The 20,220-nt window shown below is 73.5% G+C and carries 19 protein-coding genes and 1 riboswitch; of the genes, 9 read left to right on the top strand and 10 right to left on the bottom strand.

Translation table 11 applies throughout. The features are described from left to right. Nucleotides 1-7 precede the first annotated feature (7 nt). The 3 genes from cydD (at nucleotide 8) to MOPEL_RS14805 (ending at nucleotide 4,403) form a co-directional block, all read left to right on the top strand. Complete coding sequence (gene cydD, locus MOPEL_RS14815; RefSeq protein ID WP_009483698.1) at nucleotides 8-1,660, top strand: thiol reductant ABC exporter subunit CydD; 1,653 nt, start codon at nucleotides 8-10, stop codon at nucleotides 1,658-1,660. Beyond that, nucleotides 1,657-3,384: a thiol reductant ABC exporter subunit CydC gene (gene cydC, locus MOPEL_RS14810; RefSeq protein ID WP_009483697.1), complete on the top strand. Its 1,728-nt coding sequence runs from the start codon at nucleotides 1,657-1,659 to the stop codon at nucleotides 3,382-3,384. Before cydD ends, cydC begins: the two co-directional genes overlap by 4 nt. A gap of 470 nt (nucleotides 3,385-3,854) precedes the next feature. After that, nucleotides 3,855-4,403 (top strand): GNAT family N-acetyltransferase, encoded by a 549-nt coding sequence (locus MOPEL_RS14805; protein ID WP_009483696.1) that lies wholly within the window; start codon nucleotides 3,855-3,857, stop codon nucleotides 4,401-4,403. A gap of 49 nt (nucleotides 4,404-4,452) precedes the next feature. Here the strand turns inward: MOPEL_RS14805 and MOPEL_RS14800 are convergent, their stop codons facing one another. From MOPEL_RS14800 to MOPEL_RS14790, 3 genes are all read right to left on the bottom strand, one after another. Next, nucleotides 4,453-5,547 carry an ABC-2 transporter permease gene (locus tag MOPEL_RS14800; RefSeq protein WP_040634972.1) on the bottom strand — a complete coding sequence of 365 codons (1,095 nt, stop codon included), beginning with the start codon at nucleotides 5,545-5,547 and terminating at the stop codon, nucleotides 4,453-4,455. Between the two features lie 97 nt (nucleotides 5,548-5,644). Beyond that, complete coding sequence (locus tag MOPEL_RS14795) at nucleotides 5,645-6,112, bottom strand: MarR family winged helix-turn-helix transcriptional regulator (protein WP_169316333.1); 468 nt, start codon at nucleotides 6,110-6,112, stop codon at nucleotides 5,645-5,647. A 32-nt stretch (nucleotides 6,113-6,144) separates the two neighbouring features. Then, nucleotides 6,145-7,407, bottom strand: a complete 1,263-nt coding sequence (locus MOPEL_RS14790) for an alpha/beta fold hydrolase (protein ID WP_040634918.1) — start codon at nucleotides 7,405-7,407, stop codon at nucleotides 6,145-6,147. Between the two features lie 104 nt (nucleotides 7,408-7,511). Then, nucleotides 7,512-7,735, top strand: a riboswitch (cobalamin riboswitch). Between the two features lie 118 nt (nucleotides 7,736-7,853). Here MOPEL_RS14790 and MOPEL_RS16245 point away from each other — a divergent pair. The 5 genes from MOPEL_RS16245 (at nucleotide 7,854) to MOPEL_RS14765 (ending at nucleotide 12,673) form a co-directional block, all read left to right on the top strand. Next, nucleotides 7,854-8,270 (top strand): hypothetical protein, encoded by a 417-nt coding sequence (locus MOPEL_RS16245; protein WP_009483691.1) that lies wholly within the window; start codon nucleotides 7,854-7,856, stop codon nucleotides 8,268-8,270. A gap of 250 nt (nucleotides 8,271-8,520) precedes the next feature. Further along, entirely contained in the window at nucleotides 8,521-8,835 is a 315-nt protein-coding gene (locus MOPEL_RS18645; RefSeq protein WP_009483690.1) for a hypothetical protein, read from the top strand. Then, nucleotides 8,832-9,338: a low molecular weight protein-tyrosine-phosphatase gene (locus MOPEL_RS18640; RefSeq protein WP_040634915.1), complete on the top strand. Its 507-nt coding sequence runs from the start codon at nucleotides 8,832-8,834 to the stop codon at nucleotides 9,336-9,338. The genes MOPEL_RS18645 and MOPEL_RS18640 overlap by 4 nt, the downstream gene beginning before the upstream one ends. 135 nt (nucleotides 9,339-9,473) lie before the next feature. After that, nucleotides 9,474-10,883, top strand: a complete 1,410-nt coding sequence (purB, locus tag MOPEL_RS14770) for an adenylosuccinate lyase (RefSeq protein WP_009483688.1) — start codon at nucleotides 9,474-9,476, stop codon at nucleotides 10,881-10,883. Nucleotides 10,884-10,921: 38 nt separating this feature from the next. Further along, complete coding sequence (locus tag MOPEL_RS14765; RefSeq protein WP_009483687.1) at nucleotides 10,922-12,673, top strand: HAD family hydrolase; 1,752 nt, start codon at nucleotides 10,922-10,924, stop codon at nucleotides 12,671-12,673. Between the two features lie 82 nt (nucleotides 12,674-12,755). On the opposite strand, the gene MOPEL_RS14760 is transcribed toward MOPEL_RS14765, so the two are convergent. The 5 genes from MOPEL_RS14760 to serS form a co-directional block, all read right to left on the bottom strand. Next, nucleotides 12,756-13,397 (bottom strand): VOC family protein, encoded by a 642-nt coding sequence (locus MOPEL_RS14760; RefSeq protein WP_009483686.1) that lies wholly within the window; start codon nucleotides 13,395-13,397, stop codon nucleotides 12,756-12,758. A gap of 74 nt (nucleotides 13,398-13,471) precedes the next feature. After that, nucleotides 13,472-14,275, bottom strand: a complete 804-nt coding sequence (locus MOPEL_RS14755; RefSeq protein ID WP_040634914.1) for an RNA methyltransferase — start codon at nucleotides 14,273-14,275, stop codon at nucleotides 13,472-13,474. Between the two features lie 49 nt (nucleotides 14,276-14,324). Continuing rightward, complete coding sequence (locus MOPEL_RS14750) at nucleotides 14,325-14,603, bottom strand: hypothetical protein (RefSeq protein ID WP_009483684.1); 279 nt, start codon at nucleotides 14,601-14,603, stop codon at nucleotides 14,325-14,327. Nucleotides 14,604-14,893: 290 nt separating this feature from the next. After that, entirely contained in the window at nucleotides 14,894-15,547 is a 654-nt protein-coding gene (locus MOPEL_RS14745; protein ID WP_009483683.1) for a hypothetical protein, read from the bottom strand. 3 nt (nucleotides 15,548-15,550) lie between these two features. After that, nucleotides 15,551-16,882 (bottom strand): serine--tRNA ligase, encoded by a 1,332-nt coding sequence (serS, locus tag MOPEL_RS14740; RefSeq protein WP_009483682.1) that lies wholly within the window; start codon nucleotides 16,880-16,882, stop codon nucleotides 15,551-15,553. Nucleotides 16,883-17,033: 151 nt separating this feature from the next. Here serS and MOPEL_RS14735 point away from each other — a divergent pair, with 151 nt between their 5' ends. After that, nucleotides 17,034-18,236: a diacylglycerol/lipid kinase family protein gene (locus MOPEL_RS14735; protein WP_009483681.1), complete on the top strand. Its 1,203-nt coding sequence runs from the start codon at nucleotides 17,034-17,036 to the stop codon at nucleotides 18,234-18,236. 86 nt (nucleotides 18,237-18,322) lie between these two features. On the opposite strand, the gene pheA is transcribed toward MOPEL_RS14735, so the two are convergent. Both pheA and MOPEL_RS14725 read right to left on the bottom strand, forming a co-directional pair. After that, entirely contained in the window at nucleotides 18,323-19,276 is a 954-nt protein-coding gene (pheA, locus tag MOPEL_RS14730; protein WP_009483680.1) for a prephenate dehydratase, read from the bottom strand. Next, nucleotides 19,273-20,190, bottom strand: coding sequence for a DUF5926 family protein (locus MOPEL_RS14725; RefSeq protein WP_009483679.1), 918 nt, complete (start codon nucleotides 20,188-20,190; stop codon nucleotides 19,273-19,275). The genes pheA and MOPEL_RS14725 overlap by 4 nt, the downstream gene beginning before the upstream one ends. Between the last annotated feature and the right edge of the window lie 30 nt (nucleotides 20,191-20,220).

The raw sequence follows: 20,220 nt of genomic DNA, 5'->3' as shown, positions 1-20,220 counted from the left end.
TGAGGACGTGAAGCCCTTCGACCAGCGACTTCTCCACCTCGCCCCCGGTGCCCGCGCGGGCGTCGCCGGGCTCGCGGCGCTGGGCACGATCACCGGGATCGCCGCCATCGCGCAGGCCCTCGCCGTCGCCCATCTCGTCTTCGCCGTCGTCCGGGCGCTGCCGCTGCGCGAGCCCGCGCTGTGGGCGCTCGCCGCCTTCGCGGTGCGGGGTGCCGCCCAGGCCGCCACCGAGGTCCTCGCCGCCCGCACCGGCGTCGCCGTGTCGACCGAACTCCGCAGCCGCCTCGCCGATCACGTCCTCGCGGGCGGCCTCGAAGCCCGTCGCGACGGCACCGCCCCCCTCACGCTCCTCACCCAGGGCACGACCGCCGTCGAGCCGTACGTCGCGCGCTACCTGCCCGCGTTCGTCGCCTCCGTCGTCCTGCCCGCCGCGGCCGTCGTCGCGATGGCCGTCCTCGACTGGCGCACCGCGCTCATCCCCGTCCTCACCCTGCCGCTGCTGCCGCTGTTCGCCGCGCTCATCGGGCATGCCACCCGCGAGGCCACCGACCGCCGCTGGGCCGCCCTCTCGCAGCTCGCCGTCCACTTCCTCGACGTGATGAAGGGCCTGCCCACCCTGGTCGGCTACTCGCGGGCGCACCGGCAGTCCGCGACGATCCGCGCCGTGAGCGACGACCACCGCCGCGCCACCGTCGAGACCCTCCGCATCGCGTTCCTCAGCTCCGCCGCCCTCGAGTTCCTCGCGACGATCTCCGTCGCGATCGTCGCCGTCGTCACCGGCGTCGCCCTCGCCGAGGGGCACATGGAACTCGAGATCGCCCTCGCGCTCATCCTCCTCGCCCCCGAGGCGTACTGGCCGATCCGCCGCGTCGGCGCCGAGTTCCACAACGCCGCCGACGGCGCCGCCGCCCTCGACGAGATCTGCGCCGTCCTCGACCGGCCCACGACGGCGGGCGACACGACGGCGCGTGACTCGACGACGCACGACACGCGGTTCGCCGCCGGTGACGTCCCCGGCCACGCACCGGACCAGGACCCCGCGACGGTGAGGCTGCGCGACGTGTCGTTCCGCTACGACGCCGACCTCCCCGACGTCCTCCACGGCGTCACCGCCAACCTCGGCCCGGGGCTCACGATGCTCACCGGACCGTCGGGGGTCGGCAAGACGACCCTCCTCGAACTCCTCGCCGGGCTGCGCACCCCCACGGGCGGCGCGGTCACCGCGCCGCGGGCGCACCTCGTCACGCAACGCCCGTTCCTCGCGCCCGCGTCGATGCGCGACAACCTCCGCCTCGGCGCGGCGGGCGATCCGAGCGACACCGACCTCCATGGCGTGCTCGACCGGGTCGACCTCGGCGACCTCCTCGCGCGCCTCCCCGACGGTCTCGACACCCCGCTCGGCGACGACGGGTTCGGCCTCTCCGCAGGTCAACGGGCCCGGTTCGCCCTCGCGCGGGCGCTGCTCTCGGATGCCCCGCTCGTCCTCCTCGACGAACCGACCGCCCACCTCGACCCCGACACCGAAGTGCGCGTCGGCGCCGTGATCCGCGACCTCGCGGACGAGCGCACCGTCGTGGCCGTCGCCCACCGCCCCCACCTCCTCGACCTCGCCGACGTCCGCCTCGACCTCACCCCCGCGACGATCGGGGAACCCCGATGACGCCCACTCCCAGCACGGCCACCAGCACGGCCGCCCGCCCGTGGCGCCCGCGTTGTCTCGTGCCCGGCATCGTGCCCGCCGCGGGCATCGGCGGTCTCGCCCTCACCTCGGGTGTCGCGCTCACGGCGACGTCGGGGTGGCTCATCACGGCGGCGTCGTTCCGGCCACAGATCCTCACCCTCCTCGCGGTCATCGTCGCGGTGCGCGCGTTCGGCATCGCCCGCCCGGTGCTGCGGTACGTCGAACGGGTGAAGTCGCACGACGCCGCCCTCGCCGCCCTCGCCGAGGACCGCGGACGCGTCTACGACCGCCTCATCCCCCTCACCCCGGCCCGCCTCGGCGCACGAGGGCGTGGCGACCTCCTCGCCGGGGTCGTCGACGACCTCGACGACGTCGCGTACGCGCAGGTCAGGGTCGTCGTGCCGCTCGTCGCCCTCGCGATCACGGGCCTCGCCGCGGTGCTCATCGACGCGTTGTTCCTCGTACCCGCCGTGCCGGTCGTCGTGTCGACGATCGTCGCGACGCTCCTCGTCGGTGCCGTCGACTGGTGGATCGAGCACCGCACCCAGGACGAGGTCGTCGCGGCCCGCGCCCGCGTCGGCGACGTCGCCGCGACGGTGACCCGCGACGGCGCCGAACTCGCCGCGATCGGTGCCCACGCCGAGGCGGCCGCCTGGCTCGGCGATGCCCAACGACGCCTCGCCCGCGCCGTCCGGGCGCAGTCGTGGGGACGCGCACTCGGTGTGGGGCTCATGCCGCTCGTCGCCGCCGGCCACGCCGTGTGGATGGCGTTCCTCGTCGAACCGTGGGTGCAGGCGGGGTTCCGGACCCCGCTCGCGGCGCTCCTCGTCCTCACGCCCATCGCGCTCGGCGAGGTCATCGGGGCGATCCCCGACGCGGTCGGGTCGCTCGCCCGCGCCCAGGGTGCCGCGGCGCGTCTGCGGCGCCTGCTCGACCAGGAGCCCGCCGCCGCCCGCTCGGAGGAATCCCCGAGCGAGGACGCCCCCACCCCCGGTCCGCGCCCCCATGTCGAGGCACGCGCGCTCGAGGCGAGCTGGGACGGACGCCGCCCGGCTCTCACCGGTGCCGATCTCGACGTCGCCCCCGGGGAGGTCGTCGCGGTCGTCGGCCCGAACGGTTCGGGCAAGTCGACCCTCCTCGCGACCCTCGCGCGGCACCTCGACCCGACGGGCGGCACCTACCGTCTCGGCGACCTCGACGCCCTCGCGCAGACCCCCGCCGACGTGCGCACCCACCTCGCGATCGTCGACGACGAGGTTCACGTCTTCGCCTCCACGCTGCGGGAGAACCTGCGCCTCGCCCGCCCCGACGCGGACGACGAGGAGATCCACGAGGCCCTGCGGCTCGCCGGTCTGGGTCCGCTCGTCGCGTCGTTCCCGGACGGCCTCGACGAGCGTCTCGGCACCGGCGGGCGCGGTGTCTCCGGTGGGGAGAGGGCCCGCCTCGGCATCGCCCGCGCGCTCCTGTCCCGCCGCCCCGTCCTGCTCCTCGACGAGCCCGTGGCGCACCTCGACCACCCCACCGCGGTCGCCGTCCTCGACGACCTCACCCGCGCCTCGACCGACCGCGCCGTCGTCCTCGTCACCCACCGCCCCGAAGGCCTCGACGACGCGACCCGCGTCGTCACGCTGTCCCCCGCAGGCGGCCCCGACGCGGGACCCGGGACCGGGCCGGGCGCCGGCCTCGACGCCCAGCCGGGCTGACCCGCCGCCCGGTCCGACGGTGGGACAGTCGGTCGGGCGCGGACCTGTCCGAGGCCGAAGAAAGTTCCGGCCCGGCGTCCGGTTCGCCCGGCGGGTCACCGCGGACGGATCCGACGGGTGCCGGGCGGATCTGGGCGTCCTGCGGCTTCAGGGAGGTGTCGTCGAGGACGGGGGCGACCACCTCGCGGTCCGGTCCCACACGACCCCGACTTCCACTGGGGCAACCACGTCGTCGTCACGACCGGTGACCCCGACGACGTCGGACGCTGGGTGGAGGTGTTCCGCCGCGCGCACCCGGACGCGCGACACGTCGCCATCGGGTTGCCGCGCCCACCCCGCATCGACGTCGCCGAGTTCGATCTCGAGGTGGACGTCGAGGACGGCCTCACCACGGACGCCTCGCTCGGGACGTCGCGCTCGCGGCGGGGTCCACGGCCCGGGAGCTGACGACCGACGACGACTGGCAGCAGGTGCGCAGGATCGGCGAGCAGGAGAACCTCGCCGACGGCCGCTTCTACCCACGCGAACACGACCGCTTCCTCCGGACGCAGATCGCGGCGCGGCGCGCGCTCGTCGCCGACGGCCGCGCGGCGTTCTTCGGGGCCTTCGCGGGGGACGACCTGGTGTCCGACCTGGTGTCCGACCTGGTGTCCGACCTGGTGTCCGACCTGGGGATCGTGGTCCTCGGCGAGGACGCCCGTCATCAGTCGGTGGGGACCGTCGAGGCGCATCGGCGTCAGGTGCTCGCCGGGCATCTCATCGGGTGTGCCGCCCGCTGGGCGTCCGAGCGCGGCGCGCGGCGGTTCGTCATCGTCACGGGGGAGACCAACCCGGCGGGGCGGCTCGGCCCCCACGAGGGCCTCCACCCTGGCGGACGCGTCGAGGACGATCACCGGCGTGCCGCGGCCAGGGCGTCGGCGATCTGGTCGCTCGTCGGGGCGTCCACGCGGTCCCGGCGACGCAGCTCACGGTCCCCGGCGGCGCAGCAGCGCTCGACGACGGCGAACGGCCGGAGGTGAGGCACCCCGTGGGACGCCCCGCCTCCGGCCGTGGTCGTGATGGCGTGGGTCAGACCGCGACGTCCTCCTGGAGTTCGAGCTCGAGGGCCTGCTCGCGGGTGAGGCCGTCCTGGCCGAGGCGGCGGAGGGTCTCGCGGAGGCGCTGGTGGTCGTCGGCGGTCGCCTCGGCGAGCTCACGCCGCCAGTGGATGTGGTGGGAGAGCGCGAGGCAGGCACACCCGAAGAGGAACCAGCCGGTGAGCACCCACACGCCGTGCGTCACCGACGCGTGCGGGAAGTAGACGAGGTGGCGCATCACGTCGAGGAACCCGCCGCCGATCCAGAAGGCGTTGAGCCAGCCGAAGAACCCGGGCTGCATCTCCGCGGCGAGGACGCCGCCGGAGGACGTGAAGTTCAGGGCGACGAACATTGCCGAGAACAGCAACGTGCTGAACCGGCCGACGACGGTGTGGAGGCCCACGCCGATACCGAGGACGATGAGCGAGTAGAGGAACGACACGGCCCACACCGGCCCGCCGTGCCCGCCGAACATGTCGAACAGCACCGTCGCGAACGCGAGTTCGGCCGTGGAGATGACGAACGCCGCGCCGACGAGCAGCCCGAGCCGCTCGCGGAACCGACGGGTGGAGCCGGCCGCGCCGATGGCGATGGCCGTCGCGTAGGAGGCGACGGAGAGCGTGACGAGGTAGAAGAACGCGTTCTGCCCGAGGGGGTCCTGAGTGGTGAGCGGCACGACGTCCGTCACCGTGAGGGGCTTGTCCTGCTTCGCGGCGACCTCGGTGAACACGTCCTTGACGAGCTGCGCGTTGGACGGCGCCTCGGCGGTGGCGGCGAGCAGCGTCGGGTGAGTCTTCGACGGCACGTACGCCCCGGAGATGTGGAGGGTGGTGAGCTGCTCCTTCGCCGCGTCGACCGACGGCACCGTGACGACGTCGAGCATGTCGCCCGTCGCGCTCCGGATCTGCGCGGCGACCGGCCCGGCCGTGGCGGCGCTGCCGACGACGGCGACGGGGACACCGTGCGGTTCGGGCTTGTGGAAGCCCCCGAGGTAGGCGAGCGTCATGACGAGGCCCATGAGGATGGGCGGCACGACGTGGGAGATCACGGTCCGCATGGGGACGGGTTCGGGGGCAGCGCGATGCATGGGGGCCTTTCGCAGGAGCGGGTGCGGCGCGGTGCAGGCCGGCACTCGGGGGCCTGACGGGGACGCGCTGCACGGCCGGGCGACGACCGGCCGACCATCAGTCTAACTGATGAGTTCCCCTGATGGCTTCCTCGTCGCCGACGAGCCGCCCGAGCAGGGCCACCGCCTCGGCGAGCGCCGAACGCTCCACCCTCGAGAAGGCGGTCTCGAGGCGCACCTGCACCCAGTCGGCGCGCGTCGTGCGGATCTGTTCGAGGAGCGAGAGCCCCTCGGCCGTGAGGTGCAGCTCCCGCCGTCGGGCGTCCTCCTGCGCGACGCGCGACTCGACGAGTCCCTGCCGCCGCATCGCCGTCACCGTCGCGTTCATCGACTGGGGTCGCACGAACTCCGCCCGCGCGAGTTCGGCGCTCGTGAGCCCCGGTGTCGTGTCGAGGCGCCGGAGCACCGCCTGCTGGGCGAGAGGGACGTCGGTGACGTCCTCGGACTCCTGCCGCAACCGCCGCGTCACGTCCCACACGACCCCACGGATCGCCTCGGACAGGGCGGCGGGGTCGTCGGGGGTCACCCCCTCGTCGTAGGAACCCGTCCCGGCGCCGCTCACCGGTCGTGCGCGAGACGGATGAGCCGGTCGAGGACGGCACCGCCACCGGCGCGGAGGCCGTTGTGCTCGTACTCGTTCGTGATCCACGGGCGCATCGTCGGGATGAGTGCGGCGGTCTCCTCGGAGTAAGCGCGGAAGACGTACGCGTCGTCGGCGTAGATCGCGGCGGCACAGGGCACGTCGACGGAGCGGAGCACGTCGGCGTCGTAGAGCCGCGGCCACTCGACCTCGGCGACGAGGTCCGCGACCTCGGCGTACGGGGCGAGTTCGGAGTTCTCCTCGAAGAACGCGCGGGAGACGTGCTCGCCGGTGAGGAGCGTCTCGTCGGCGACGAAGTCCTCGGGGAGGAGACGGTCCGCGGCCCACGCGGAACGTCCGCCGTCGGAGTAGGAGGACTCGTGGACGACGGCGTAGAGCGGGTTGCGCCCGTCGAACGGCAGCAGGGTCGCGAGGTCGTGGCGGAACGCCGCGGAGGTGACGTCGAACTCGAGGAGGTGGGCGAGGGTGTCGTGCCCGCCGGACCCGCCGAGCAGCATCCCGAGGGAGCGCAGACGACGCGGGCTCACGACGTCACCGCCCGGGAGGACGACCTCGCCCGCGGCGCACGCCTCGAGGGCCTGCCGCATGCGGTCACGGGTGCCGGGGCGGCGGGCGTAGAACGCCTCGCTCTTACGTCGCAGCTGGTCGTAGGTGCGGGCGTAGACGTCGTCGATGCCCCGCCCGACCGGGGGCAGGCCGCCGGTGAAGTACGCCGCGTCGAGGTGGTCGCGGTGCGTCGAGAGGTACCGCAGGGCCGTGAACCCGCCGAAGCTCTGCCCGAGCAGGCTCCACCGCTCGACGCCGAGGTGGGCGCGGAGCAGCTCGGCGTCCTCGACGATCGCGTCGGCCCGCAGGTGGGTGAGGTACTCGGCGACCTCCGCCGCAGATCGGGGTGTCCCGCCGGGGCGTCCGTCGGTCGTGAGGGCGCGCTCGTCGAACGGCGTCGACCGCCCGGTGCCGCGCTGGTCGAGCATGAGGACGCGGTACTCGCCGAGCGCCCGCTCCAGCCACGGCGGTGTCGACGGCCCGGCGGGGCGGAACGCCTCGTGGCCCGGCCCACCCTGCAGGTAGACGAGGAACGGGCGGTCGAGACCGTCGGGCGCCGCGATCTCCCGGGCGTAGACGGTGATCGTGCCGCGGGAGTCGTCCCCGTGGACGAGCGGCACCTCGATCTCATGGTCGCGGGTGCGGAGTCCGGGCGTCGAGAGGTAGTCGGTCACCTCCCCACCGTAGGCGCATCGGCGCGACTCCACGGCGTGACCGGGGCGAACGCGTCGTGCGCGGCGCCGCGCCCCCACGCCTCCTGTCGTGTGCCTGCGGGCTCGGCTACGGTGGACGTGCTGGTCCTCCCGTCTCCGGGAGGGGTGAGAGGGAATCCGGTGCGAATCCGGGACTGCCCCGCAGCGGTGAGTGGGAACGACATCGGCATACGCACTGGGACGACCACCTGGGAAGCGCCGGTGAAGGACCCGTGGCCTCGCGCCACGGCAGGGCTGCCCGTCCTGAGCGCCCACGAGTCCGAAGACCTGCCAGTGCATCGTGCGCCGCACGGTGCGCCCGTGTCCCACGCCTCGAGGGAAGGCGAGGACACCCCGTCGGTGGGTGTTCCCTCCGCGGTGGCGTCCTCGGCATCCCCACGGGGCCTCATCACCGGGAGGTCATCTCCATGAACACCCTGTCCCTTCCCTCCACCCGCCACGGTGTGCGGTTCGTGCTCTACCCCGCGCACACCGCGCTCCACGTCGCCGATCAGCTCACCCACCTCGAGCTCGTCGACGCCCGCGTGCCCGCCGCGGAGCCCCGCCCCGCGTCGGGTGACTCCCGCTGGCTCACGTCCTGCGTCGAGCGCCCCGGGTTCCGGCTCGTGACGATGAGCGAGGACGGCCTCCTCGTCGGATTCGCCGCCGGATCGGCGCACGAGGGGCGGATCGTCGTCGACCAGGTCGTCGTCGCCGCGAACGTCCGCACCCGCCACCCCGAGACGGTCGCCGAGCTCGTCGAGGCGTTCGTCGAGAGCGCCGAGATGCCGTGGGCGGAGATCGACGTCCGCGCCCCCGGCGTCGAGTTCGCCGACGTCGTCTGAGAGTTCGCGCCCCGACATCCGTCGACCGGATCGCCCCACTCTCGGGGCAGCGGGCGACGACGGCGAGGACGGGAGGCCGAGGACGACGCGTCTCGGCCTCCCGGCCGTCGCCGACGAGAGCCCGGTGGACGTCGGGGGGCGTCCCCACCGCGCCGACCACGGTCGGTTCTGCGGCCCTCACCCGAGTTTCGCCCCGGCGGGATGCGGCGCCTGTGGCACAGTGGGCGCACGCATTCTGCTTGGAGGTGCCATGTCCGCCGACTCGTCCACCCCGTCACCCACACCACGCCCCGAAGAGACGGAGGATCCGTCGATGCAGCCCGCCGCGGTGCCGCACGAGGGCCACACGGCGCCCGTCGAGGGGCCGATCGTCGAGGGGTCCGTCGTCGAGGGGTCCGTCATCGAGGAGCCGGTGTCGACGTCGTGGCCGGCGGTCGTCGCACCGTGGGGCACGCCGGGCAACCACCTCACGGGCCCGATCCCCCGCATCCGGCGTCGTCGCGACGGCTCGTTGACCCACGAGGGCGCGGGCGCCGAGGACGATCGCGGCGGGGAGGAGTCGTGAACGACCCCTACCGCGTGTGCATCGTCTGCTCGGGCAACATCTGTCGTTCCCCGATGGGCGAGATCGTCCTGCGTCGCCGCTTCGAGGAGGCCGGTCTCACCGGCAAGGTCGTCGTCGACTCGGCCGGCACGGGCGGCTGGCACGTCGGCAACGGCGCCGACCCACGCACCGTCCGTGCGCTGCGCACCGGCGGGTACGACGGCTCGGCCCACCGGGCGCAGCAGTTCGACGACACGTGGGTCTCCGAACGCGACCTCGTCCTCGTCGCGGACTGCGGCCACCTGCGTGACGTGCGGCGTCTCGCCGCCGGGGACGACACGGCGCACGTGCGCCTCCTCCGCAGCTTCGATCCCGTGGCGGTGGAGGCGGGCACGCTCGACCTCGACGACCCTTACTACGGCGACGACGCCGGATTCGACCGGTGCCTGCAGGAGGTCGAGGCCGCCGCGGACGGGATCGTCGCGTTCGTCACCGACGATCTCGAACGGCGTCGCCGGGCCTGACGTCCCGATCCACGGCCTGTCCCGCGCCCGTCCGCGCCTGCTGCGGCGGCCCGTCCGGACGGCCCGGTGGGTACGGCCGGGGCAGCACCCGTGGGGCGCCACGAGTTGTCGGTGCCGGGTGACAGAATGCCGGGCATGACCTCGCTCGCGGACATCACCCCTCCGATCGCCCTCGGCGCCCTCGACGGCCGCTACCGCAAGGCCGTCGCGCCGCTCGTCGACCACCTCAGTGAGGCGGCCCTCAACCGGGCCCGCGTCCACGTCGAGATCGAGTGGCTCATCCACCTCACCGACCGTCAGGTCGTGCCGGGGGTGCGGCAGCTCACCGAGGCCGAGATCGCCCGCCTGCGCGCGATCGTCGCCGACTTCGGCGCCGACGACATCGCCGAGCTCGCCGAGATCGAGCGCGAGACGGTCCACGACGTCAAGGCGGTCGAGTACTACCTCAAGCGCCGCATGAGCACGATCCTGGGCGAGGACTCCGCGCAGCTGTCGGAGCTCGTCCACTTCTGCTGCACGAGCGAGGACATCAACAACCTCTGCTACGCCCTCATGGTCAAGGGCGCGGTCGAGACGGTGTGGCTGCCCAAGGCGGAGGACCTCCTCGAGCAGCTCACGGGCATGGCCCAGGAGCTCGCCGACGTCCCGCTGCTCTCCCGCACCCACGGGCAGGCGGCCACGCCGTCGACGATGGGTAAGGAGATCGCGGTCCTCGCCCACCGCCTCCGTCGGCAGGTGCGTCGCATCTCCACGACCGACTACCTCGGCAAGATCAACGGCGCCACCGGCACCTACGGCGCGCACGTCGCCGCCGTGCCGGGCGCCGACTGGCCCGCGATCTCGAACTCGTTCGTCACCGACCGTCTCGGCCTGGTGTGGAACCCCCTCACCACGCAGATCGAGAGCCACGACTGGCAGGCCGAGCTCTACTCCGACGTCGCACGGTTCAACCGCATCCTCCACAACCTCTGCACCGACATGTGGACCTACATCTCCCTCGGCTACTTCGCGCAGGTGCGCGGCCAGGGCACGGTCGGTTCGAGCACGATGCCGCACAAGGTCAACCCCATCCGGTTCGAGAACGCCGAGGCCAACCTCGAGGTGGGCAACGCCCTGTTCGACGTGCTCGCGGGCACCCTCGTCCAGTCCCGCATGCAGCGCGACCTCACCGACTCCTCGATGCAGCGCAACATCGGCACCGCGTTCGGTCACTCCCTCCTCGCCCTCGACAACGTCCAGCGCGGCCTCGCGGGCCTCGACGCGGCGCCCGAGGCGATGGCCGCCGACCTCGACGCCAACTGGGAGGTGCTCGGCGAGCCCATCCAGTCGGCGATGCGGGCGCTCGGCGCGCAGGGCGTGCCCGGCATGGAGAACCCCTACGAGCGACTCAAGGAGCTCACGCGCGGGCGGCGCATCACCGGCGACGACCTCCGCGAGTTCGTCCGCGGCCTCGGCCTGCCCGAGGAGGTCGAGCAGCGGTTGCTCGACCTCACCCCGCAGACGTACGTCGGGCTCGCACCCGAGCTCGTGCGCCGCCACCTCTGAGTGATCCCGAAGGCGACATCCGAAGGAGCGCAGTGCTGATGGCCGACTCGGGGGCGATGGCCGTGGGCGGGGGCGTCGACGACACGATGCCGCAGTGGCGGTGGTGGTCGGCGGTCCTCGCCGGGGTGACGACCCCCGTCCTCGCCACCCCCGGCGGCGACCTCCTACCCATGCCGTGGCGGTTCGGGCTCGCCGTCGCACTGCCGCTGTTCGCCGTCCTCACCGGCCTCCTCCCGACGTTCCGTCGGGCGCTCCGCCCCCAGGGCGGTGCGACGTCGCCGCAGGGGGGGACTCTCCTGCTCGCCCTCGCCTGCCTGCTCGGCCTCGTCGGGGGCGCTGCGGCGTTCGCACTCTCGGGTCAGGCGGCGCTGCTCTCCGCGACCGGTCTCGCCGTCGCCGCCCACCTCCTCGCGTGCCGGATCGGGCGAGGGCTCCTGAGAGCCCTGCCCGGCGCCGGCGGCCCCGTCGCGCCGCTCCCCGCCGAAGCCGGGAACGACCCGCGCCGGTGGGCCGAGCGACTCGCACTGTGGAGCTTCCCCGTCGCGGCGGGGGTCGCGGCAGCGTCCGCCGTCCTCGGTCTCGGTGGGGTGCTCCCCCTCCACGACGGCCTCGCGCGCGCGCTCTCCGCCCTCCTCACCGTCTCCCCCGCGGCGTTCCTCCTCGCCCGCGAGATCCCCGACCGTGCCGCACGCGACCGTGGCCGCGAGCTGGGGCTCGTCTACGGCGGTGTCGACATCCGACGGCTCTCCGGGGTGCGGTCCGTCGTCCTCGGCCCGGAGGCCGTCTGCGGCCCGTATCCACGGCTCGTCGGGGTCCACCCCGCCGGGAGGCTCCAGGTCACGGCGGCACTCCAGGCCGCCGCCTCCGTCGCCGCGGGCAGCGACGAACCCGTCCACCGCGCACTCGTCCGTGCCGCCCGGGAGCGGGGGCTCGTCCTGCGTCCCACGCACGATGTGCCCGCGTACGGTGCCGACACCGTCGACCACGCGTCGCGGCCCGGCCTCGCGCCCACCCGGCGCGCGCGCCTCAAGGACACCGTCGTCACCGTCGGTCCCGCCGAGGCGTTCGGCCGCATGCCCGCGGAGCTCACCGGCCACCAGCTCTACGTCGGATGGGGCGACACGGCCCGCGCCGCGCTCGACCTCGTCCCGCAGATCCGGTCCGAGGCCCTCACCGACCGCTCCGAGATGGGCTCCTCCCACCTCCGTCCCGTCCTCGTCGGCCACGACGCCGTCGCCCTGCGGCACGTCGGCGAGGCCCTCGAGATCCCGGCCCGCGATCGTCGCGACCTCACCGGCGGGGTGCCCACCGACGTCGTCGAGGAGTACGCCGAGACCGGCCCGGTGCTCCTCCTCGACTCACCCGTGCTGCACGACGCGGGCCTCGTCCCCGGGGAGACTGCCGACGTGGGAACGTCGACGCCCGGGCGGGCCGCCGCGGCCTCCGGCGTCGAGTTCGCCCCGGTGTTCCGGGCGACCGCGGGGCTACCCACGGCCACGGACGACCTCGCGACCGGCGTCGGCGTCGAGCCCGACCGGCGTCTGCTCCGTACCGAGAAGGGCGACCTCACCGGCGTCCTGCGGGCGGTGGGCCTCGCCCGCAAGGCGGTCCGCGTATCCACGCAGACGATCGTCCTCGCGATCGCCGTCCAGGGCCTCGCCCTCGCCGCCGCCGTCACGGGGTTCCTCCGCCCGGAGGCCGCCGCTCTCCTCGGCGCCGCGCTGCCCGTCCTCGTCACGATCAACGGCGTCCGCCCCCGCAGTTACGCACGGAGCGACGAGACCCCCTGACGCCCGGACGCCCACGACGAGGGGAGACGACGACGGGCCCCGGCACCTGGCGCCGGGGCCCGTCGTCCTGATGGGGTGTGGGTCAGATCGTGACCGTGCCCACGGCCGTGTCGAACGTGACCGACATGAGCCCGGCCGTGCCGTGCGGGGCGATGAACGTGAAGTCGATGACGGTCGACGTCTCGTCGGCGGCGAGCCCGAGCCACTCGCGGACGCGGTCGGGGTCACCGGCGATCGTGAGACCTGAGATGTTCACCTGCGGCACCTCGGCGACGGCGCCGGACGGGTGCAGCTCCGGGTTCTCGAAGCGGATGAAGAACGGCAGCTGCGGGTCGTTGATGAGCCCGTTGACGCCGATCTGCCGCCAACGCAGCTCACGCCCGTCGGGGAAGCGGCGGTAACCCGGGACGGGCTCGCGGCCGAGGCGTTCGGCGACGGGCTGCAGGTCGTCGACGCGGACGACCCATCCCATCCAGCCGCCCCCGCATTCCGTGGCCGCGCGCACGGCCTGCCCGAAGGGCGCCTTGTCGGAGGCCGGGTGATCGAGCACCTCGACGACCTCGATGTACCGTTCGTGGGCCATCGGCAGGATGATGTTGCGGGTGCCGAAACTGGGGTGGACTCCCCCGTTGACCGCACGCACACCGAGCTTCTCGGCCAGCCGGTCGGCGGTGGCCCGAAGGCCGTCCTGCTCGGCGGCGTAGGAGACATGGTCGACTCGCATGGCCTCATGGTGGCACAGCACACAGGGCCCCCCGGAACGCCTCCATACGGCCCGGGACGAACGGCACCCCCTGCTCAGTCGTGGCGCCGGGCGCGTTGCCGGACGGCCTCATAGAGGAGGATCGCGGCGGAGGTGGCGACGTTGAGCGAGTCGACGTGCCCGACCATCGGGATGCGCACGCGGATGTCGGCGTCGTCGAGCATCTGCGGGGAGAGCCCCTCCTTCTCGGCGCCGACGGCGATGGCGATCGGGCCGGTGAGGTCGGCGTCGGTGTGGAGGACGTCGGTGTCGGGGGTGGCGGCGACGAGCGCGATGCTGCGGGCGCGCAGCCAGTCGAGGGTCTCCTCGCTGCCGGCGGAGACGACGGGGACCGAGAACACGGCACCCTTGCTGCCGCGGACGACGTTGGGGTTGCCCCAGTCGGTCACGGGATCCGCGGCGATGACGCCGTCGACGCCCGCGGCGTCGGCCGTGCGGAGGATCGCGCCGAGGTTGCCCGGCTTCTCGACGTGCTCGGCGAGGAGGAGGAACTCCGGGGATGCCGGGTCGAACGACGAGAGCGGCGCACCGGGGGCCTCGAGGACGGCGAGCATCCCGTCGGGCCCCTCGCGGTAGGCGACCTTCTCGAACGCGACGCGGGAGAGCTGCACGAGCGGCACGCCGCGCTCGCTGAGCGCGTCGAGGAGCGGCGCGGCGCGGCCGTCGTCGAGATCGGGGCACCAGTAGGCCTCTCGCATGCGGGCGCCGGAGCGGAGCGCGAGACTCGTCTCCTCGACGCCGTCGACGAGGGTGACGCCCGCGGCGTCACGGTCGCGGCGTCGGCGCAGCCGGACGAGGGCGCGGAGTCGGGCGTTGGCGGGGCTGTTGATCGTCTCCATGGCGCCCACAGCATCCCACCTGCGGTGCCGCAGGCGGCCCGGTGTGGCGTCAGGCGCGGCGCCCCTCCTGGGCCAGACGTTCGGCGACGCGGGCGTAGAGAGGTCCGCCGGGGAGGGCCTCGCCCGCCTCGACGTGGTCGGTGATGTCGGCGAGCGCGCGGGCGTACCCCTTGAGGTACTCGGCCTCGAGAAGGCCGCGCTCGGCCGCGGCGTCGCGCGCCGTGGCCGCAGCCCACTCGCGGAGGTACCCGGCGAGGTAGAGGTGATGGGTGTAGAGGTCGGCGAATTCCTCGAGATGCCCCGTCGAATGCTGCCGTGCGTCATCCATGACGAACCCCTGGCCTTTCGTGTGCGGAGGACCGACGTCGTGTCGGCCCCTCCCTCATCGGCCTGCGGGGTGTGATTCTTCAGACAATTCGGCCACCGCGGGATATCGCCTTACGAACGACGAACCCTATTGCCACACAAGCGAAGTCGTGAAGAGAAGTCGCTCATGTACACATTCGTGAATCAGGTCGTGCGACCGTTCTGCGTCCAGGTTCGAAGGCAAGGCGTTCGAGTCGGTCGACGACCTTGGACGCATTCTGGACGCCCCGGCAGACCCCCGTGCGGGGGCGATCAGGGGCGGACGACGTCCTGGATCTCCGAGCCCGGAGGCAGCGGAGTGCGCGCGACCCCGGCCGCCTCGACGACGGTGGGAACGCCCGCACCCTCCGCGTCGGGGCTCCCGACGAGGTGCACATACCCGCCCTCCCGCAGCGGTGTGGCCCAGACGCGTGTGCCGACGGACAGGGCCGCGGGGTCGTCGTCCGCCCGGCGTACCTGCCAGGACCAGAGGCGTCCGTCCACGGCGGCGGCGGTGACGGTGTCCTCACACCACCGCACCACCTCCACGGGTTCGAGGTAGCCCGCCTCGATCGGGCGGGAGATGCGGCCGCGGCGCCGACGCCCGGGCCCGAGGTACACGACGGAGGCGACGGCGAGGACCTCGGGCTCGGGCAGGACGGTCTCGACGCGGACGCAACGCACACCCTCCCCCGTCGCGGACGTGCACCACAGGCGGGAGCCGTCGCGGATGACCTGAGGGCTGCGCCAGGACCAGGCGTAGACGCCGCCGTCGGCGTACTCGACCTCATGGACGTCGGCGGCGGCCTCACCGCCGCGGACGGGGTCGGCGAGGTCGGGTCGGCGTCGGACGACCGTCACCTCGTGGACGACGTCGTCCCCGGGGGTGAGGAGGCGCTCGGCCTCCTCACGCCCGACCCGGCGCACGGCTCAGCGCCCGCCGGGGACGAGGGTGTCGGTGCCGAGGTACGGCTGGAGCGCCGCGGGGACGCGGACGGTGCCGTCGGCCTGCTGGTGGTTCTCGAGGAGCGCGACGATCCAGCGCGTGGTGGCGAGGGTGCCGTTGAGCGTGGCGACGATGCGGGTGCCGTGCTCGGCGCGCTCCCGGATGCCGAGGCGACGCGCCTGGAACGTCGTGCAGTTCGACGTCGACGTGAGCTCGCGGTACTTGCCCTGGGTGGGCACCCACGCCTCGCAGTCGAACTTGCGGGCGGCCGGGCCACCGAGGTCACCGGCGGCGACGTCGATGACGCGGTAGGGGATCTCCATGCCGTCGAGCATCTGGCGCTCGTAGCCGAGGAGACGCTCATGCTCGGCCACCGCGTCCTCGGGGCGGCAGTAGACGAACATCTCGACCTTCTGGAACTGGTGCACCCGGATGATGCCGCGCGTGTCCTTGCCGTAGCTGCCCGCCTCGCGGCGGTAGCACGTCGACAGGGCCGCGTACCGGCGCGGGCCGTCGGAGAGGTCGATGATCTCGTCGGCGTGGAACCCGGCGAGCGCGACCTCCGAGGTGCCCGTGAGGTAGAGGTCGTCGGTGCCGAGCTTGTAGACCTCGTCCGCGTGGGAGTCGAGGAACCCCGCGCCCGCCATGACGGTCGGGTTGACGAGCGTCGGCACGCCGACCTGCGTGAATCCGTTGTCGTAGGCCGTCTCGAGGGCGAGCTGCATGAGCGCGTTCTCGAGGCGGGCGCCCTGGCCGACCATGTAGTAGAACCGCGACTCGGCGACCTTGACGCCGCGACCCATGTCGAGGAGGCCGAGGTGCTCGGCGATCTCGAGGTGGTCCTTGGCCTCGAAGCCCTCGGCGGCGAAGTCGCGCGGCTCCGGGCCGGTCTTCTCGAGCTCGACGAAGTCCTCCTCACCGCCGGCGGGAACGCCCTCGACGACGATGTTCGGCATGCGACGCATGAGCGCGTCGAGCTCCGCGCCCGCCTGGTCGGCGGTGGCCTGCAGGGCCTTGACCTGGTTCGACAGATCGCCGGCCGCGCGGCGGGCCTCGTTGGCCTCGCGCTCGAGGGCGGTGACCTCGTCGGCCGACGCGCCCGACTTCTTCGCCTTGCCGAGCCGACCCATGGCCTCGCCCACGGTCTTGCTCGTGGTCTTCTGCTCGGCGCGCAGACGCTCGAACTCCGAGAGGGACGATCGACGACGCTCGTCGGCGTCGAGGATCGCGTCGACGATCCCCTCGTCCTCACCCCGGGCGTGCTGCGACGCGCGGGCGGCCTGCGGGTTCTCGCGGAGGAGCTTGATGTCGATCACTCCTCAAGGGTATCCGGAGCCCCCGCCGAGGCCACGCCTGCGCGCAGTGCGGATGCGGTGGGAACGCGACGGGGATGCCGCATGGACGCGGCGTAGGGGCGGCACGCAAGACGATCTCCGCCGCCGGGGTGCGCGACGGTAACGTCAGGTCGTGACCGATCTCGCCCTGCTCGCCGGCATCCTCGCCGCTCTCGTCGTCGTCCTGACGGTCGTGTGGGCGACCGTGCGGATCGGCGGCGACGGATCCCCTTCTCGAGCAGTCGATCCCGCCCGGAACGGTGCCGACGACGACACTCCCGGCGAGGCGCGATGTCGTCCCGTCGCCGCCGTCGTCGTCAACCCGACGAAGTTCGACGACATCCCCGAGGTGCAGTCACGCCTCGACGGCATCGCCGCGGACCGCGGCTGGGAGCTGCGCTGGTGGGAGACCACCGAGGAGGACAACGGCACCGGCCAGACACGGGAGGCGCTCGACGCGGAGGTCGACCTCGTCTGCCCCCTCGGCGGTGACGGCACCGTCCGCGCCGTCGCGGCCGCGCTCCGCGACACGGGCGTCCCGATGGGTCTCCTGCCCGGTGGGACGGGCAACCTCCTCGCCCGCAACCTCGACCTGCCGTTCGACTCCCTCGAGGACTCCCTCGTCGTCGCGCTCACGGGCGAGGACACCCGCATCGACGTGGGATGCCTGTCCGTCGCACCGGCGGACACGCAGGACGAACCGAAGGACCACTATTTCCTCGTCATGGCCGGGCTCGGCTTCGACGCGTCGGTGATGGCCGAGGCGCCCGAGGCGCTCAAGAACCACATCGGGTGGGCCGCGTACCTCGTCTCGGGGCTCACGCAGCTGAACGGGCCCCGGTTCGCGGCGACGGCGCGCTTCGACGACGAGCCTCCTGTGCAGCGTCGGGTCCGTTCGATCATCATCGGTAACGTCGGGCGCCTCCAGGGCGGCGTCGAGCTGCTCCCCGACGCCTCGGTCGACGACGGCACGCTCGACGCGGTGCTCCTCGCTCCCAAGGGCGTCGTCGGGTGGGCGGGCGTCGCCGTGCGGATCCTCACGAAGACCCGCCGCGGCCACCATCGCGTCGAGCACTTCCAGTGCCGACACATGCAGGTCGACCTCGCGGACGGGCACGAGGAGGAGGTGCAGCTCGACGGCGACCCCATCGGTCCCGCGCGCTCCCTCGCGGTCTCGGTGCTGCCGAAGTCACTCGTCGTCCGCACGGCCCGCACCGGCCACGAGGGCACCCACCCCGGGGCGCACATCGCGGAGACGGTCCTCCCGGCGCGTACGGTCGCGCCGGCCGCGACGGACCCCGCCACCGGCGCCACCGCGGCCACGCCCGTGCGCTGACCCGATCAGGGCGGTGGGGGTGGGTGGACGGACACGCCGACCGGCGGGCCGATCGGGCTCAGGGCCTCAGCGGCGCCGTCCCGGCGTCAGGCCGTCCGCGCGCGGAGGCCGTCGAGCCACGCTCGCGCCGAGACGTAGGCGGCGTCGTCGTGGTCGGGGTCGATCTCGGCGGGTCGACGGTCGGCGCGCGGGTAGGAGCCGAGGAACCGGACCTCCGCGCAAATACGCCGCAGCCCCATGAGCGTCTCACCGACGCGTTCGTCCTCGACGTGCCCCTCGAGGTCGACGGAGAACGAGTACGAACCGAGGGAGTGCTTCGTCGGCCGCGACTCGATCCGGGTGAGGTTGATGCCGCGCGCGGCGAACTGTTCGAGGAGTCCGAGCAGGCCGCCGGGGCGGTCGTCGCGCTGGGAGAGGACGACGGTCGTCTTGTCCGCGCCGGTGGGCAGGGGCAACCGGCCCGGGCGGGCGGCGACGACGAACCGGGTCACCGCGTCGGGGATGTCGCCGATGTCGTCGGCGAGCGGGACGAGCCCGTGCCTGTCGGCGGCGATCTGGGGGCACACCGCGGCCTGGAACGGCACGTCGGTCTCACCGGCGAGGTCGGCCGCGGCGGCCGCGTTCGACAGCGCGGGGAGGAACGTCGCCGTGGGGAGGTTCCGCGCCATCCATCCGCGGACCTGCGCCCACGCGTGACTGTGTGTCGACACCGCGCGGATGTCCTCCATCCGCGTTCCCGGGCGGGCGGCGAGGACGAACCGGATCGGCACGAGCACCTCGCCGACGAGGTGGAGCGGCGCACCCACGGCGAGACCGTCGAGCGTGGCGGACACCCCGCCCTCGACGGAGTTCTCGATGGCGACGACGGCCGAGTCGAGCTCTCCGGCACGGACCCTCGCGAGCGCGGCGTCGACCGACGGGCACGGGACGGCCTCGCACGTCTCCGCCTCGGGCAGGCGGAGCAGCGCCATCTCGGTGAACGTGCCGGGCGGGCCGAGGTACCCGATCCGGGGCAGACGCCCCGCCGTCGACGACGTCATCGGAGGGTGAGCTGGCGGCTCAGCAGGCCGTTGCGGGCGCGACGTTCCTCGGGGGTGAGCGGCGCGTCCGTCACGGCGGCCTTCTCGAAGCGGGCGGCCATGGCCGCGGCGGCGTCCTCATAGGCGTCGGCCTCGAGCGCCGGGTCGAGGTCCCACACGGGCACGAGGAGTCCGCAGGCGCGGAACGCGCCGAGGAGCCGGGTTCCCTCACCGAGACCGGCCTCGTCGGCGGCGACGAGGCGGGCGAGCGCGTCGGTCGCGGCGTCCTCGTCGTGGGGCTGCAGCCAGCGCAGGTGGGTGCGTTCGCCGACGCGGCACCAGTACGCCGAGGCGATGCTCTCGAGCTTCGTCGTGGGGATGATCGCCTCGTTCGTCTCCTGGAGCGACGCGGCGGCCTCGCCGTCGAGGTCGGCGCCCGGCGCGAACCAGAACTCGAACGTCTCGTACATCGTCACCGGCATCGGGGCATCGGCGACGACGAGGTCCTGGAGCCGCGGGGTGGACGCGTCGGCGACGCCCGACGGGCGGGCCGGGCTGCCGGCCGGGGTGCGGAGCAGTTCGAGGAGGGCGTGCGCGGCGTCCCGGGAGTAGTCGCCGGTGTGGGAGGTCGACTGCAGCCCGAGGAGGTACGTGCCATCCCCGCGGTGGAGTGCGGGCCACGCCATCGGGAGGACGGTGACGAGTTCGATGCTCTCGGGCACCTCGACCCCGCCCTGCTCGGCGGTCGCACGCAGCGGCGCGGCGTCCTGCCTCAACGTGAGGGTCGCGGTGGCGGCGGGGACGATCTCGCGCATGGCGACGATGTCGGCCTCACCCGCCAATCCCTCGAAGGGGCGCGCGACGAACGGCGCGGCGGCGACGGACGGGGACTGTGCTCGCTCGGTCTGGCGAGCGCGACGTGATGCCTTACCCATGCCCGACAGCCTAGGGGGCGACGCGGAGTT

Origin of the sequence: Mobilicoccus pelagius NBRC 104925 (genome assembly GCF_000247995.1) — a bacterium.
Lineage (GTDB): Bacteria > Actinomycetota > Actinomycetes > Actinomycetales > Dermatophilaceae > Mobilicoccus > Mobilicoccus pelagius.
The sequence above is the reverse complement of the archived record's forward strand: the minus strand, read 5'-3'. Positions and strand labels throughout refer to the sequence as shown.

Coding starts and splice junctions, on each gene's coding strand:
- MOPEL_RS14765 (WP_009483687.1), top strand. CDS start 10,922: ATGGCCGACTCGGGGGCGATGGCCGTGGGCGGGGGCGTCGACGACACG.
- MOPEL_RS14760 (WP_009483686.1), bottom strand. CDS start 13,397: ATGCGAGTCGACCATGTCTCCTACGCCGCCGAGCAGGACGGCCTTCGG.
- MOPEL_RS16245 (WP_009483691.1), top strand. CDS start 7,854: ATGAACACCCTGTCCCTTCCCTCCACCCGCCACGGTGTGCGGTTCGTG.
- cydC (WP_009483697.1), top strand. CDS start 1,657: ATGACGCCCACTCCCAGCACGGCCACCAGCACGGCCGCCCGCCCGTGG.
- pheA (WP_009483680.1), bottom strand. CDS start 19,276: ATGACGTCGTCGACGGCGGGGCGTCTGCCCCGGATCGGGTACCTCGGC.
- MOPEL_RS18645 (WP_009483690.1), top strand. CDS start 8,521: ATGTCCGCCGACTCGTCCACCCCGTCACCCACACCACGCCCCGAAGAG.
- MOPEL_RS14725 (WP_009483679.1), bottom strand. CDS start 20,190: ATGGGTAAGGCATCACGTCGCGCTCGCCAGACCGAGCGAGCACAGTCC.
- MOPEL_RS14750 (WP_009483684.1), bottom strand. CDS start 14,603: ATGGATGACGCACGGCAGCATTCGACGGGGCATCTCGAGGAATTCGCC.
- MOPEL_RS14755 (WP_040634914.1), bottom strand. CDS start 14,275: ATGGAGACGATCAACAGCCCCGCCAACGCCCGACTCCGCGCCCTCGTC.
- MOPEL_RS14800 (WP_040634972.1), bottom strand. CDS start 5,547: ATGCATCGCGCTGCCCCCGAACCCGTCCCCATGCGGACCGTGATCTCC.
- purB (WP_009483688.1), top strand. CDS start 9,474: ATGACCTCGCTCGCGGACATCACCCCTCCGATCGCCCTCGGCGCCCTC.